Genomic DNA, 14,670 nt, shown 5'->3' with positions numbered 1-14,670 from the left:
AAGAATTTTTTGAAAACACGGAAATTTGTTCGCAAAGGCGTTTCACTCAGCAAATGATAGCTGAAAATATCATTTCAGAGTAAATAAAACACACAATGACAGAAAATGAAATTTCAAACATTGTTTTTGATGCAGGGATGAAAGTGCACCGAAAACTGGGAATCGGACTTTATGAAAATGTTTATGAGCAATGTTTAATTCACGAGTTAAAAGATAGCGGATTGAACATTGAAAGTCAAAAAGATATTAGTGTCAATTATGAAGGTTTAATTATTGAGAAAGCATTCAGAGTTGACTTATTAATTGAAAATAAAGTAATTATAGAAATAAAAGCAGTTCCGGAAATTAATAAATATCATTTTTTCCAAATTCTTAATTATTTAAGAATCACAGAAATGAAATTAGGAATGATTTTAAATTTTCATTCTACCTTATTTAAAGACGGAGTAAAAAGAGCAGTAAACAAATTATAAAAAATATTTTCAGCTATCATTTGCTGAGTGAAACGCCTTTGCGAACATAAAAATAAAAGCAAGAATTTAAAGAAAACCTTTGCGAACGCAGCGTTAAAAAAGCTAAAAAACAAAATGAAAAATAAATACAGAATATTAAAAATTGCCATCACAGTAATCATCCTTGGATTTCTGTTGAGTTTCTCTTTGAAGAAATTCAGCGGACAGAAGATTACGGACAATAAAATTTCTGTGAAAATGAATGAAAAAACACCGGTTTACTTCATTGATGAAAAAGATATCCGGGAAATTGTAAAAAAAGAAAACCCTTCTGGAAAAGTCGGGGATCTTAATATTCCGGCGCTGGAAAAAAAGATCAACAATCTTCCGGCGGTAGACAGCGCAAATGTTTATTTAAACCTGAACGGAAAACTGAATTTAGACATCAAACAGAGGGTTCCCGTTTTCAGATTAAACAAAGAAGGCAGAGATTTTTATGTAGATGAAAAAGGTATAGAATTTCCGATCTCTAAAACGTATTCTCATCCATGCATGTTGGTGACAGGAAATGTAAAAAAAGAAGAATATGAAAAGCTTGCCGAGTTAGTTGAAAAGATCGACAAGGACGATTTCAGCAAAAAATATTTTATCGGAATATCCAAAGACCGAAACGGCGACTATAATCTTCTTACCAGTGAAGGAAATTACAAAGTCGAGATCGGGGATTTAGATAATATCGATTTCAAAGTAAAAGGATTTAAAGCCTTTGTAGAAAAGTATCTTGTGTATCAGGATCCGGAAAAGTACAGTATGGTTTCTATTAAATATCAGAACCAGATTGTAACCACCTTAAATCCTAATTACAAAGAAAACGACAGTATTTTAAAAGCAGCAAATATAGAACTGGCAAAAGCTCCGGTTGCCGTCGCCAAAAGTGTGGAACCAAAGCCTAAAGCCGAAGTTAAAAAAGAAATTAAGAAAACGGGAAATCCTTCAAAACCGAAGGTAACCCAAGCAAAAAAAACTGAGAAACCAACGGCGTCAAAACCGAAAACTAAAGCAAAAGTTAAGATAGAATAAAAATAAAAAAACATCAATATCCATAGGCGAAAACCTATGATCCTTATTAAAACAGGAACTGAAAAACAAAAAAAATCAAATCGGTATAAAAATGGAAAATCAAGAGTATTCAGTAGGTCTGGACATCGGGACAACAAAGATTGTTGCGATTGTCGGAAGGAGGAATGCACACGGGAAAATAGAAGTTCTCGGTGTAGGAAAGGCGAAAAGTCTTGGTGTTCACAAAGGTATTGTGAATAATATTTCGCAGACCATTAATTCAATCAAAGCTGCTGTGTCTGAGGCACAGTCCAGCGCAGGAGTTCCTATCCGTAAAGTAACGGTAGGAATCGCAGGGAAACACATCCGTTCTCTGCAACACTCCGATTATATTATGCGTGAACATCCGGATAAATTCATCACAGACGACGACATTGAAGCATTAAAAGATCAGGTAAAAAAACTGGTCATGCTTCCTGGAGAAGAAATCATTCACGTTTTACCGCAGGAATACAAAGTAGATTCCGAAGGTGAAATTCAGGAACCGGTCGGGATGCACGGTAAGCGTTTAGAGGCTAACTTCCATGTAGTTGTAGGACAGATGGGAAGCATTCGCAATATCGCGAGATGCGTGAGAGAAGCAGGGCTTGAAATGGAAGCTCTTACCCTTGAACCTTTAGCATCCTCTGAAGCGGTTCTTACAAAAGAAGAAAAAGAGGCAGGAGTTGCCATTGTAGATATCGGAGGCGGTACTACAGACATTGCCATCTTTAAAGATAATATCATCCGTCATACCTGTGTTATCCCTTACGGAGGAGGAATTATTACAGAAGACATCAAGGAAGGTTGTTCCATCATCGAGAAACACGCGGAACAACTGAAAGTAAAATTCGGTTCTGCGGTTCCTGAGCTTGAAAAAGACAGCACGTACGTTACCATTCCCGGGCTTCACGGAAGACCGGATAAAGAAATTTCCCTGAAAACTTTAGCACAGATCATCAATGCTCGAGTAGAGGAAATTCTGGAGATGGTAAATACAGAACTAAAGGCTTACGGAGCTTTTGAACAAAAGAAAAAACTGATTGCTGGAATCGTATTAACGGGTGGTGGATCCAACCTGAAACACCTTCGTCAGCTTGCCAATTATACAACAGGATTCGACAGCAGAATCGGATTTGCAAATGAGTATGTGGCGAATGATAAAAATCAGTATCTTAAAGGTCCCGAATTTGCGACTTCCATTGGTTTATTAATGGAAAGTTTAAAAATCAGGGATAAAAAGCTGAACACGGTGGAAGACACTCCTGTCTTGGAAAAAGAGCAGCCGGAAAATGCTGCTGCACAAGCTGCGATTGAAACTTCACAACCCGCTCCGCAGGAAGTTGCACCGATACAGGAACAACAGCCTAGAGAAGAACAGCATGAGAATAAAAAGGCGGCGAAACTCACTTTCGGGCAGTCGCTGATGGAAAAAGTAAAAAAATTCTTTGAAGAAGTAGAATAAAATATAAATGATAAAAGATTAGTGATAATTGATGATTTATTTTTAATTAAAACAAAATCATTATTCATTTATCGCTTATCAATTATAATTATTAAAAGAAACTAATTATGGAAAACATAGGTACACAAGGATTTTCATTTGATTTGCCAAAAGGAAATTCATCAATCATAAAAGTAATCGGTGTTGGAGGCGGTGGAAACAATGCGTTGAAACACATGTACGAAAAAGGTATTCACGGAGTGGATTTCGTGATTTGCAATACAGATGCCCAGACTTTAGATAATAACCCGGTTGCCAACAAAGTACAGTTGGGAACTACCATTACGGAAGGTCTTGGCGCAGGAGCCGATCCTGAAGTGGGAGAAAAATCTGCGATCGAAAGCATCGAAGATATTAAAGCTGCAATGGGACAGAATACCAAAATGGTTTTCATCACTGCCGGAATGGGTGGTGGTACAGGAACCGGAGCTGCTCCCGTTATTGCTAAAGTAGCCAAAGATATGGGAATCTTAACGGTAGGAATCGTTACCGTCCCTTTCAGTTTTGAAGGGAAAAGAAGACTGGAACAGGCTGAAAACGGTCTTGATAAATTAAGAAATAATGTTGACTCATTAATTGTCATCAACAACGATAAATTAAGACAGCAATTCGGAAACCTTGGATTCAAGCAGGGATTCTCAAAAGCCGATGAAGTTTTAACGAACGCTGCCAAAGGAATGGCGGAAGTTATTACGGGTTACTTTGATGTCAACATTGACTTTAGAGATGCTAAATCTGTGCTTCAGAATTCAGGAACGGCTTTGATGTCTACAGGAATTGCTTCCGGTGAAAATAAAGCCGAAGAAGCAGTTAAAAAAGCGCTTGATTCCCCACTATTGAATGATAATAAGATTACAGGCGCGAAAAACGTTCTGTTATTGATCCGAAGTGGCGTGGAAGAAGTGACCATGGACGAGATCGGAGTGATCATGGATCATATCCAGAAAGAAGCAGGAAACACCGCAGATATTATTTTCGGGGTGGGAGCAGACGAAGAACTGGGAGATTCTGTAAGCGTTCTCGTAATCGCAACAGGTTTTTCTAACGATAACAAAAAATTTGCAGGACCCACAGAGAAAATTAAAATCAGCCTGAACGACAGCTTTGATACCCCAAAAGAATCTCCTTTTAAAACAAGAGAGGAAAGACATTCTCATGCGGAGCAGGATTATGATTTCGGAGGTAAAAACCTTTTCAGATTGGACGACGAAGACCACGACCATCCACAGTTCGGGGTTACGTCTACTGAAAAAAAAATGACTATTGACAACGAAGAGACTAAAACTGAAATAAAATTCTTTGATAAAGAGGAAGATACGGTTAATAACACTCAGGACTGGAGAAACGAAGACAATGAGGAAGAATCTTTCAGCTTGTTCACATTAGACGAAGAAGCAGAAGATCCGAATGATCTGGAAATAGAATCTTTTAAATTTGATTTTGATCATAAAAAAGAAGAACCACAGTCTAATCCTGCTTTCAATAACACTTTTTCTGAGGAAAAACCTGTTGAATTCAGCTTCTTTGTGAATGAACCTGTAAAAAATGAGCCTAAATCTGATTTCGGACAGCCAAAAGCAGAATTAGCAACTTCCAATGAAGTGAATCAGCTTACGGAAGAGCCGTTTCAGAAAGTGGAACATTTCTTTCAGCATCTGAAAGAAGAACCTGTTGTTGAAAATAAGACAGAAACCGAAGCCCCAAAACCGGCAGAAGAAGAATTCACGTTCGTGAATAAAACCGTGGATCAGGAAAGAGTAATGGAAAGAAGAAACAAACTGAAGGAGTTTAATTCACGTTACCAGAGTTTCGACAGCTCCAGCGAGTTTGAATCTGTGCCTGCATTCAAGAGAAAAAATATTTCCATTGAAGGTACCAATGCATCCGACCAGAACATCAATACTTACCTGTCTGATAACAACGGAAATATGCAGATCAGAGAAAACAGATTTTTAAATAAAGATGTAGACTAAAATTTAATTTGAAAATGTAGCAATTTGAGAATTTGAAAATTATACATTCTCAATTCTAAAATAATTACATTTTCAAATTGTCTCATTTTTTCAAATTATCAAATTAAAAACCATGAGTTTAGAAAATACAATAAACGAAGCTATAAAAACAGCAATGAGAGCCAAAGACAAAGTGGCTTTGGATTCTCTTCGTGCTGTAAAATCTCAGATATTACTGCTTAAAACGGAAGCAAGAGGAGCAGAAGTAAGCGCAGAACAGGAAATTGCTATTCTTCAGAGAATGGTAAAACAGCGTAAAGATTCTGCCGAACAGTTTACTGCACAGGGAAGAAATGATCTTGCCGAAGTGGAGGAAGCTCAGATGAAAGTGATTGAGCAGTTTTTGCCGAAACAGCTTTCAGCAGAAGAACTGGAAGCCGAAATGAAAAACATTATCGCCGAAACAGGCTCTGAATCTATGAAAGATTTAGGAAAGGTAATGGGAGTTGCTTCAAAATCTTTAGCCGGAAAATCGGACGGAAAAAGCATTTCCGAGATGGCGAAAAAACTGCTTTCATAATTGCTGATCGTTGGTAATTTTTAGTTGAGTGGTCTTCTATCCATCAACTACAATTAGCAACCAAAAAACATCAGCTATTTTATAAGGATATTCAACCTTTGCATATCGATTTGATTAAAGAAGCCCTGAACTTTTCAGTTTCGGGCTTCATTTATTTTTTCTGAATGACATCAGTTCATGCTTCGGTAAAAAGCAAAAACTGAAAGAAAATAAATTGAGAGGGATCAGTGTAAATATTTTTTCATGGTCAACTGTTTTCAGAATCATTTCAAATTTAGTAATTATTTTTGATAATTAACATATTTAATTTAAAATTTTGCAATTATTATTAAACTATTAACATTCAATTCATTTTGTTTTCTAAAACAACCGATAGTTTTTATATATTGATGAAACGTAAAGAATTGCTTAAATTTGTACTTTACAAAAAACAAAAATATGTATCCACAAGATTTAGTAATGCCGATGAAGGCTGAACTTACAGATAAAGGTTTCGAAGACTTGACAACTCCGGCTCAGGTAGAAGAAGCATTAAAACAATCAGGAACTACCCTTTTGGTCATCAACTCTGTATGCGGATGTGCTGCAGGAGCTGCAAGACCGGGAGTTGTATATTCTTTAACAGGAGACAAAAAGCCTGATCATTTAACTACTGTTTTCGCAGGTTTCGATACAGAAGCCGTTGTTGAAGCGAGAAAACATTTAGCACCGTTCCCTCCGAGCTCGCCTTGCGTAGCATTATTTAAAGACGGAGAACTGGTTCATATGCTGGAAAGACACCACATTGAAGGAAATCCTGCAGGAGCAATCGCTGCAAACCTTCAGGCTGCTTACGACGAATATTGCTAGTAAACGAGCATTTCTGATATAAACCGTTACAATTTGTAGCGGTTTTTTTATTTTATCATCACAAAAAAATTCTCTGAAAATCCAATTATTATTATATTTGTTGAAATGGCAACGAAAGCACTTTTCAATACGGTAGTCAATTGGTTTATCCGGCAGAGGATAGATCAGATTCAGAATTTCATGAATCATCCTATTGAAACACAGAAAGGTATCTTATTTTCCCAGTTATTTCATGCAGAAGATACGGAGTATGGCAGAAAATATGGTTTTAATTCCATTTCGAGTTATCAGGACTTTAAAAACAAAGTTCCGGTCGTTACGTACGAAGAAATGGAGCCTTACATTGAAAAAGCGAGACAGGGACAGAAAGATGTAAGCTGGCCCGGTTACATCAAACATTTTGCAAAATCTTCAGGAACCACGAATGCCAAAAGCAAATTCATCCCGATTTCTGCGGAAAGCCTTGAATACTGCCACATGAAAGCCGGAAAAGATATGGTCTCCATTTACGCCAACAACCACCCCGAAAATCAGCTTTTTAATTACAAAAATCTTCGTCTGGGCGGAAGTTCTGAACTCTACGCGGATTTTAATACCAAATTTGGCGATTTATCGGCTATTCTGATTGACAATCTTCCTTTCTGGGTAGAAGTAACCACCACTCCGAGTAAAAAGGTTTCTTTAATGGGAGAATGGGAAAGCAAACTTAGGGCAATTACCTCTGAAGTTAAAAAGGAGGATGTAGGAAGTATTTTGGGGGTTCCGAGCTGGATGATGGTTCTTTTACAGAGGGTTCTGAAAGAAACTGACTTCAAAAATATTTCTGAATTGTGGCCGAATCTTGAAGTATTCTTTCACGGAGGAATCAGCTTTAAGCCTTACAGAGAACAGTATAAGCAGATTATCGGAAAAAATATCAATTACTACGAGATCTATAATGCTTCCGAAGGCTTTTTCGGAATTCAGGACAGATCCAACAGTGATGAAATGCTTCTGATGCTCGATTACGGTATTTTTTATGAATTTATTCCGATGGATCAGTTCCATTTTTCAAATCCGAAAGTCGTGAGTCTGGAAGATGTGGAAATCGGGAAAAACTACGCCATGGTGATTACGACAAACGGCGGATTGTGGAGATATCTCATTGGCGATACCGTTGTTTTTACCTCAATCAATCCGTTCAGAATAAAAATAACAGGAAGAACGAAACATTACATTAACGCGTTTGGAGAGGAACTGATGATTACCAACGTTGAGTCTGCGCTCACCAAAGCCTGCGAAGAAACCAATGCATCTGTTTCCGACTTCACAGGAGCCCCTGTTTTCATGAAAGAGAACGAAGGCGGAGCTCATGAGTGGATTTTTGAATTCTGCGAAAAACCGGATAATTTAGAGCGTTTTATAGATATTTTTGACAGTCATCTTAAATCAATTAATTCCGATTACGAAGCGAAACGCTATAACAATATGACCCTGAAAAGACCGATTGTTCATATTGCAAAACCCAATCTTTTCTATTGCTGGCTAGAATCCAAAGGCAAACTGGGCGGACAGAATAAAGTTCCGAGGCTGAGCAACGACCGAGAATATATTGATCCTTTACTGGAACTGAATAAATAGAAAAACCGCAGAAATACTGCGGTTTCATTTTTATCAGAAAGATTTAATTTACTTGCTTAAATCTTCTTTTAATTTTTTAGCGCCTTCCTCTACTTTGGAAGCTCCTTTTGCGGCTGCATTTTTCACGTCTTTTCCTACTTTATCGGCTCCTTCTTTAATGTCCTGTCCTGCTTTCTGAAGATCCTGTTTCGTTTTGTCTGCAGTGGCGTCTATTTTATTTTTTGCATCTTCGGCAGCATTATCAATCTTTTGTCCGGCAGCATCAATTTTAGCCTGAGTGTTTTCTTTCACTTCATTAATTTTTGCCGAATCTACTCCGATTCCGTTTTCAGAAACAGTAGTTGTGGTAGTAGTTGATCCGTCAGGATTTTCAACAGTTTCTGTTTTTGATGTTGACTTTGTACATGACACAACCACGGCTGCGATCATCAGTACAGATAAAATGCTTTTTTTCATACTTTATAATTTTTTTAAAAACGTTTTTTTGTGATTTATATTATGCAGATTTTACCTCTGCAGAAGGCTCAGATGTTTTCTTTTTCTCCTCGTCTGCTTTTTTCTTTTCTTCTTCCGCCTTCTTTTTATTTTCCTTTTCAAGTTCTTCTTTCAGTTTCTTTTCCTGCTCCTGAAGTTTTAATGCCTCTTTTACCGAATCCTGATACTGTTTTGAAGACATTCTGATCTGCCTTGCAACATCTACAGAAATCGCGCCATTCGAGAAAGAATCGATTGCGGTAGTATCATAACTTGCTTTCGGGCTGTCTGCGGGATAAAAATCTGCCGGTTCTTTTTTTGAACAGGACATCACAAAGGCTGAAAAAATAATAGCTGCAAAAGATAAATTTTTCATGGAACTAATTTAACAGAAATTCTGCAATTACAGGATAATGATCCGATAATCTTACAGAATTATCCACTTTATAGCTTAAAGGAATAATTGATTTTGAACTGAAAATATAATCGATTCTCAATGGAACTTTATAATCGTGAAAGCTTGAAGAGCTGCCGTTTCCCGCTGCTAAAAAAGCATCCTGAAGATCTTTTCCCAGATTATAATATTCATAAGAATTGGGAACAGAGTTGAAATCTCCCGCCAGAATTACAGGATACGGCGAAAGATCTACCGCTTTTCGGATTTTTTTAATCTGATCTTCATGTGCTTTAAAGGTAGGAATCATGTGCGATAACAATGTATTGATTTTTCCGCCTTCCTTTTTCAGCCCATCGAACTGAAGCATGGATTTATGTAGCCGGAAAGGCTCAAGATAAACATTCACAATCCGAACGATTTTGCCATTGATATCTACATCTGCATAAAAAGAATTTCCTCGCGATTTATCTGTGATTAATTCTTCCTGTCTTACAATTTTATGTTTGGTTTTTAAAATAACCGAAGGATATTTCACCAGATCCTGTCTCAAGGCACGGTTGGTATCTTTTTCCTGAACCAGAATGATATCTGCATTCTGATCCTGAATATATTTTTTCACTTTATCCCAGCCAAAATCGCCGTATTTTACATTAAAAGTAATGACTTTTATATCTCTTATCGATTTCTGACTTTCTGCTTTGGGCGTAAAATTGATCCATCTTCGGATAGGATTATAAAATAAAAAGGTTCCCAAAACGAATGCAATGGCAATTTTTTCTTTTCTGAAAATCCAGATCAGTGTAAAAATAATATGTAATGAAATAAGATAGGGAAAACCCAGAGAAAGAAGATTCAGATTTCCGAACAGATTAGGCGGAATCCATGCATTCCCCAATGTACACAGGAGTAAAATACCAACAATAATATGGAAAAATAACAATACTTGACGCGGCTTCATGAAAACAGTCTAAGGGATATAGAGCTTTTCAGCAAAAATCCTACCACATGAGAAAAATTAACGGTTTTTATGATTTAATTATTGAGCTTAAATGTCGCAGTAACAGGATAATGGTCTGAAAGTTTAGCAGAACGGTCGACCTTATAGCTCAATGCCTTAACGGATTTTGAAGTGAAAATATAATCGATCCTGATCGGGAATTTATAATCATGGAAACTGGTTGCGCTTCCGCTTCCTGCTTTCATAAAAGAATCTTCAAGATCTTTTGACAATTCATAATATTCATACGAATTAGGAACTGCATTAAAATCTCCAGCCACAATAACCGGATAAGGCGAACTTTCGATGCTTTCTCTTATCGGAACAATCTGCTCCTGATGTATTTTAAAGGTAGGAATCAGTTTTCTTACGATATCTTTCAGTTTCTGCTCGTCTTCTTCACTGTCGCCGTTCAGTTTAACCATACTTTTATCAAATCTGAAAGGCTGCAGATACACATTGATGATCCGGTAAGTTTTTCCATTGATCTCAATATCTGTCTGGGTTGCATTGCCGTTTTCATATTCGCCATCAAGCAAATTTTTCTCAGCAATGACTTTATGTTTTGTAAAAACGCTTGTAAGGAGGGTTTTGCTGCTTTGCTTCAGATCTTTAAAATCATATTTTTTATTAACCATCTCCTGAAACAGAACAACATCCGCATCCTGACTGTTGATAAAATTTTCGATATTTTCTTTTCCTAAAACACCGTTTTTAACATTGAAAGTAACGATTTTTAAATCTGCTTTTTCATTTTTTGGCTGAGAAAAATTAATCCAGCGTAAAAAAGGATTGAAAAACAGCAGTCCCGCGAAAAAAAAGACAAAAGCTCTTTTCTTCCAACTGATGATCCAGAAAATAGTAAGCAGAATATAAGCAATAATCAATAAAGGAAAACCTAAAGAAAGTAAATTCAGCCAAGGAAATATTTTGGGCGAAACATACGCATTCATCAACATTCCGCATAATAAAATAAATATTCCGGCATGAAGGATGAGAAAAATAAGACGAAGGATTTTCAAGAGGTTTAATTAAATCTGTATAAATGCTTTCTCCAAATTCTTGCCAAAATAAAACCTACGATCGCTCCTCCTACGTGAGCCAAATGTGCAATCCCGCCTCCATTTCCGGAAACACCTAGATAAATGGAGCCAATAACAACGACCGGCAATACATATTTAACTTTCATAGGAATCGGAATAAACATAATTCCGATTTTTGCCTCCGGATAAAGTGTTGCAAATGCTGCCACAACACCGAATATCGCTCCGGAAGCTCCCACCATCGGCGTTCCCATAATTCCGTTGAGTTCTCCAATCAATTCCTGTTGTCGAAGTACAGCCTGAGAAGAACCTGAATATTGTACAGAGGAACCCGAAAGATATTCATTCAGATTAAATCCTAACTGCTGCAATTCGCTGGAAATCTGCTGAACCTCAACAAAATTCCACAGATTGAACAGGAAAAAGGCTCCCAAACCACTTAAAAAGTAAAGAATTAAATATTTTTTTTCTCCTAAGCTGTTTTCCAGTATAGGTCCGAAACTGAATAAAGTAAACATATTGAAAAGGATATGCATGAAGCTTCCATGCATAAACATATGCGTAACAATCTGCCAGGATTTGAAAAATGGCGAGAAGGGATAAAAAGCAGCAAGATATCCTACAAATCTATCCTGAAACAGCAAATTGGCTATAACAAATACAGCAATATTGATGATAATGATATTTCTCGTTACCGGAGGTATACTGTTAAACATAGTTTCTAAAATTTGTTTTTAAAATCATTAAACGGAACTTCGTAGAAACATCTTTTTCCGTTGGGTAAAAATTCAGGGAAGCCCAAAGCGGTAAAATCCTTGATAAGCTGCTCCGCATCTTTTTTGTATATGAAATCGAATCTTGATTTCGACTGAAGCTTACTCCACTGGTTCTGATAATACTGCATGAATTCTTCCTCAGACTTATATTCCAAAATTTCAAAAAGGTTTTCAAGAAACTTCATAACCTGCGTTTCTTTCAGTCCTTCCGGAACCGCATCTATTCTTAACACACTTTCGTGGGCAATGCTCATTTCAAAACCAAGCTCCGGAAGATATTTTTTAATGGAATTGTATTTCGCCTTTTCAATCTCATTCATATGATATTCGAGAGAAAAAAGCAGAGCATGACCGTTGGTTGTTCCTTTTTTTACAGGTTTTGTATTTTCTGAAACCACAAGTCTGTGCATTCTTCCCAAATCCAGCATTAAAGTTTCATCCCCTTTGTTGAACAGCCAGTATCCGTTCGGTAACCTCATCAGATCTTCATCAAAATCTTCATCTTCAAACAGATTGATCTTGGAGGGTTCTGCAGTGATATTCTGATGGTACATTTCTGTAAGGTTCTGAATTTCCGCCTGTGCAACTTCACGTTCTTCAATAAAAGGATTGTAGTCTTTATCTACGATGATTTCCGGCATTTTCAGTGTTGTTCCACCTCCACTGTTACCTTTACTCGGGAACGTTTTGTGCATAATTTCATCAAAGTGAGGATCTTTTTCAAAATCCAGACTTGGAGAAACATTATAAATTCCCAGAGAACGTTTAATGGTGGAACGCAATAAAGCAAAGATCAGATGTTCGTCTTCAAATTTTACTTCTGTTTTCTGCGGATGGATATTAACGTCTATTTTTTCAGGATCAATATCTAAAAAAAGGAAAAACGTAGGCACATAACCCGGCAAAAGCAATCCTTCAAATGCTTCCTGAACGGCTTTATTGAAGTATGGACTTTTAAAATATCTTCCGTTGACAAATAAAAACTGTTCTCCTCTAGTTTTTTTGGCTCCTTCCGGTTTGGCAACATAGCCGTGAAGCTTACACCAAATAATATCTTCTTTGATGGGAATAAGCTGCGGCTGCAGTTTTCTTCCGAAAACATCCACGATACGCTGCATCTGGCTTCCTTTTCTTAACCTGAAAATCGGCTCATCATCATGGAACAGAGAAAACTCAAGCGTTTCGTGCGCTAAAGCAACTCTTTGAAATTCATCGATAACATGTCGGAATTCTACATTGTTGTTTTTCAGGAATTTTCTTCTTGCCGGAACGTTATAAAATAAGTTTTTAACCAGAAAATTAGAACCTTCTGCCGTCTGAACAGGATCCTGAAACTGGAAAACCCCTCCTTCGATGTAAATATTCGTTCCGATGGTAGCGTCTTTCTGCTTGGTTTTCAATTCCACCTGAGAAACGGCCGCAATGGAAGCCAGCGCTTCGCCACGGAAACCTTTGGTAGAGATTTTAAAAATATCTTCCGTTCCGCGGATTTTTGAAGTGGCGTGTCTTTCGAAAGCCATTCTCGCATCCGTCTCAGACATTCCTTTTCCGTCGTCTACAACCTGAATCAGATTTTTTCCGGCATCCCGGATAATCAACTCAATTTTTGTGGCATCTGCATCGATGGCATTTTCCAAAAGTTCTTTCACAATGGAAGCCGGTCTCTGCACTACTTCTCCTGCCGCAATTTGGTTGGCTACATGATCGGGTAAAAGCTGAATAATATCTGACATAAAAAACGTAAATCAACTTACAAAAATAGTCATTCAAAATAAGAATTAAAACTATAAACTTCTGAATTAAAATTAATTTATCAACATATCAACATTCCAGCCATGCTTCAGATTCAGACAAAATGTCTCGTTATCGGTGTTTTCATAAAAACACAATCCCCCAATTGCGTTATACAATTAGAGGATTGATTCACAGCTAGTTTACACAAAATTAATACTGATATTTATATCTCTTATTTAACATTGTCTGTTTATTCAGGCAAAGCTTTACAAAAAGTATTCAGAATCTTATCAAGAATTTTGATCTTTTATGCTAAGCTTCTGCCCATTTCATTCATCAAATACAAGCTTCCTTTTCTTGTCTCTTTTCTGTTCTTTAATCACCGGAATTCCGTGGATTTTATCATAAAAATATGCCATCAGATTCGGTTTCTTATAAATTCTGCTGTACCGGTATTTCGTATTGAAATGTCTGATATGAATTTTGTACGCATCGTACCCGATTACGACCAGCAAACACAGACTGATTACATAAAAAACTCTGAATTCAAGATAATAATAGGTTAACCCTGAAAAAACCGCACCCAAAACATAGGAAATCATGATACTCATCAGCAGTTTTGCTCTTCCGACCAGTTCGCCGTTCTTTCTGAATTTTTTCTGCGTAAACATGGAGAATAAAATCCCAAGATCGGTGGTCGTTCCTGTAAGGTGGGTAGTTTTTACCGAGAAATTAGAAATACTCGCAGTTAAACCATTCTGCAGACCCGTTGCGAATAGCATTAAAGCCACCAGATATTCTGTTTCTTCCAGCGTTTTCCGGTAATAAAACTGTCCGTAGATTCCCACAAACAATAAACACGCGATCTCAAGAACCAATGGCATTGCATGGGCGAAATATTTACTTTTCTGATTGAATGTGATCACAATAAAATTCGACACAAATCCCCCGAAAAAGAACAGGAAGATCCACATTCCCACCACCGCAACCTGTGACCAGTTTGCTTTACTGATTTCTGCCGCAAGAATAGCATAATGTCCCGTTACATTGGAGGTAAAAGAGAGAAATATCAACAGAGAAGCAATGTTTATAGTACCTGCCGTAAAGGCAGTCAGCGTTCCCAGTCTGATGTTGTCTCCCAACGTTCTGCTGTTACTATAATTCCTTAGCATTTTTCTAAATTTTTAAAGTTCT

14 protein-coding genes are annotated in these 14,670 nt (G+C 37.2%); 7 read left to right on the top strand and 7 right to left on the bottom strand.

Annotation, left to right across the window (positions count from 1 at the left end):
* The first annotated feature begins 95 nt into the window (after positions 1 to 95).
* The 7 genes from QWT87_RS07745 (at position 96) to QWT87_RS07715 (ending at position 8,055) form a co-directional block, all read left to right on the top strand.
* Positions 96 to 473, top strand: a complete 378-nt coding sequence (locus QWT87_RS07745; RefSeq protein ID WP_288457297.1) for a GxxExxY protein — start codon at positions 96 to 98, stop codon at positions 471 to 473.
* Between the two features lie 114 nt (positions 474 to 587).
* The gene (locus tag QWT87_RS07740) at positions 588 to 1,532 is read left to right on the top strand and encodes a cell division protein FtsQ/DivIB (protein WP_076391168.1); all 945 of its coding nucleotides are present in this window, start codon (positions 588 to 590) and stop codon (positions 1,530 to 1,532) included.
* Positions 1,533 to 1,623: 91 nt separating this feature from the next.
* Complete coding sequence (ftsA, locus tag QWT87_RS07735) at positions 1,624 to 3,015, top strand: cell division protein FtsA (RefSeq protein ID WP_087707063.1); 1,392 nt, start codon at positions 1,624 to 1,626, stop codon at positions 3,013 to 3,015.
* 107 nt (positions 3,016 to 3,122) lie between these two features.
* A complete protein-coding gene (ftsZ, locus tag QWT87_RS07730; RefSeq protein WP_302715411.1) occupies positions 3,123 to 5,027 on the top strand; it encodes a cell division protein FtsZ in 1,905 nt (634 codons plus the stop codon).
* Positions 5,028 to 5,139: 112 nt separating this feature from the next.
* Entirely contained in the window at positions 5,140 to 5,586 is a 447-nt protein-coding gene (locus QWT87_RS07725) for a GatB/YqeY domain-containing protein (RefSeq protein WP_302715409.1), read from the top strand.
* Between the two features lie 438 nt (positions 5,587 to 6,024).
* Positions 6,025 to 6,435, top strand: a complete 411-nt coding sequence (locus QWT87_RS07720; protein ID WP_076391160.1) for a BrxA/BrxB family bacilliredoxin — start codon at positions 6,025 to 6,027, stop codon at positions 6,433 to 6,435.
* Positions 6,436 to 6,540: 105 nt separating this feature from the next.
* A complete protein-coding gene (locus tag QWT87_RS07715) occupies positions 6,541 to 8,055 on the top strand; it encodes a GH3 auxin-responsive promoter family protein (protein ID WP_302715405.1) in 1,515 nt (504 codons plus the stop codon).
* Between the two features lie 48 nt (positions 8,056 to 8,103).
* Here the strand turns inward: QWT87_RS07715 and QWT87_RS07710 are convergent, their stop codons facing one another.
* The 7 genes from QWT87_RS07710 to QWT87_RS07680 form a co-directional block, all read right to left on the bottom strand.
* Positions 8,104 to 8,511, bottom strand: coding sequence for a hypothetical protein (locus QWT87_RS07710; protein WP_302715403.1), 408 nt, complete (start codon positions 8,509 to 8,511; stop codon positions 8,104 to 8,106).
* Positions 8,512 to 8,551: 40 nt separating this feature from the next.
* The gene (locus QWT87_RS07705; RefSeq protein ID WP_302715401.1) at positions 8,552 to 8,905 is read right to left on the bottom strand and encodes a hypothetical protein; all 354 of its coding nucleotides are present in this window, start codon (positions 8,903 to 8,905) and stop codon (positions 8,552 to 8,554) included.
* A 4-nt stretch (positions 8,906 to 8,909) separates the two neighbouring features.
* On the bottom strand, positions 8,910 to 9,884 hold the full coding sequence (locus tag QWT87_RS07700; protein ID WP_185207521.1) for an endonuclease/exonuclease/phosphatase family protein: 975 nt from the start codon (positions 9,882 to 9,884) through the stop codon (positions 8,910 to 8,912).
* Between the two features lie 74 nt (positions 9,885 to 9,958).
* Positions 9,959 to 10,945, bottom strand: coding sequence for an endonuclease/exonuclease/phosphatase family protein (locus tag QWT87_RS07695; protein ID WP_302715398.1), 987 nt, complete (start codon positions 10,943 to 10,945; stop codon positions 9,959 to 9,961).
* Between the two features lie 5 nt (positions 10,946 to 10,950).
* Positions 10,951 to 11,682, bottom strand: a complete 732-nt coding sequence (locus QWT87_RS07690; protein WP_302715395.1) for a rhomboid family intramembrane serine protease — start codon at positions 11,680 to 11,682, stop codon at positions 10,951 to 10,953.
* A 5-nt stretch (positions 11,683 to 11,687) separates the two neighbouring features.
* Positions 11,688 to 13,475: a DNA mismatch repair endonuclease MutL gene (gene mutL / locus QWT87_RS07685; RefSeq protein ID WP_087707024.1), complete on the bottom strand. Its 1,788-nt coding sequence runs from the start codon at positions 13,473 to 13,475 to the stop codon at positions 11,688 to 11,690.
* Positions 13,476 to 13,805: 330 nt separating this feature from the next.
* Positions 13,806 to 14,648: a YoaK family protein gene (locus QWT87_RS07680; RefSeq protein ID WP_185207525.1), complete on the bottom strand. Its 843-nt coding sequence runs from the start codon at positions 14,646 to 14,648 to the stop codon at positions 13,806 to 13,808.
* Positions 14,649 to 14,670 lie beyond the last annotated feature (22 nt).

The organism is Chryseobacterium urinae (assembly GCF_030518295.1).
Taxonomy (GTDB): domain Bacteria; phylum Bacteroidota; class Bacteroidia; order Flavobacteriales; family Weeksellaceae; genus Chryseobacterium; species Chryseobacterium mucoviscidosis.
This window is presented reverse-complemented; position numbering and strand designations above follow the sequence as displayed.

Excerpts from the sequence above, each read along its gene's own strand:
- mutL (WP_087707024.1), bottom strand. The coding sequence starts at position 13,475 with ATGTCAGATATTATTCAGCTTTTACCCGATCATGTAGCCAACCAAATT.
- ftsZ (WP_302715411.1), top strand. The coding sequence starts at position 3,123 with ATGGAAAACATAGGTACACAAGGATTTTCATTTGATTTGCCAAAAGGA.
- QWT87_RS07700 (WP_185207521.1), bottom strand. The coding sequence starts at position 9,884 with ATGAAGCCGCGTCAAGTATTGTTATTTTTCCATATTATTGTTGGTATT.
- QWT87_RS07720 (WP_076391160.1), top strand. The coding sequence starts at position 6,025 with ATGTATCCACAAGATTTAGTAATGCCGATGAAGGCTGAACTTACAGAT.
- QWT87_RS07740 (WP_076391168.1), top strand. The coding sequence starts at position 588 with ATGAAAAATAAATACAGAATATTAAAAATTGCCATCACAGTAATCATC.
- QWT87_RS07725 (WP_302715409.1), top strand. The coding sequence starts at position 5,140 with ATGAGTTTAGAAAATACAATAAACGAAGCTATAAAAACAGCAATGAGA.
- QWT87_RS07715 (WP_302715405.1), top strand. The coding sequence starts at position 6,541 with ATGGCAACGAAAGCACTTTTCAATACGGTAGTCAATTGGTTTATCCGG.
- QWT87_RS07705 (WP_302715401.1), bottom strand. The coding sequence starts at position 8,905 with ATGAAAAATTTATCTTTTGCAGCTATTATTTTTTCAGCCTTTGTGATG.
- ftsA (WP_087707063.1), top strand. The coding sequence starts at position 1,624 with ATGGAAAATCAAGAGTATTCAGTAGGTCTGGACATCGGGACAACAAAG.
- QWT87_RS07690 (WP_302715395.1), bottom strand. The coding sequence starts at position 11,682 with ATGTTTAACAGTATACCTCCGGTAACGAGAAATATCATTATCATCAAT.
- QWT87_RS07680 (WP_185207525.1), bottom strand. The coding sequence starts at position 14,648 with ATGCTAAGGAATTATAGTAACAGCAGAACGTTGGGAGACAACATCAGA.
- QWT87_RS07710 (WP_302715403.1), bottom strand. The coding sequence starts at position 8,511 with ATGAAAAAAAGCATTTTATCTGTACTGATGATCGCAGCCGTGGTTGTG.
- QWT87_RS07745 (WP_288457297.1), top strand. The coding sequence starts at position 96 with ATGACAGAAAATGAAATTTCAAACATTGTTTTTGATGCAGGGATGAAA.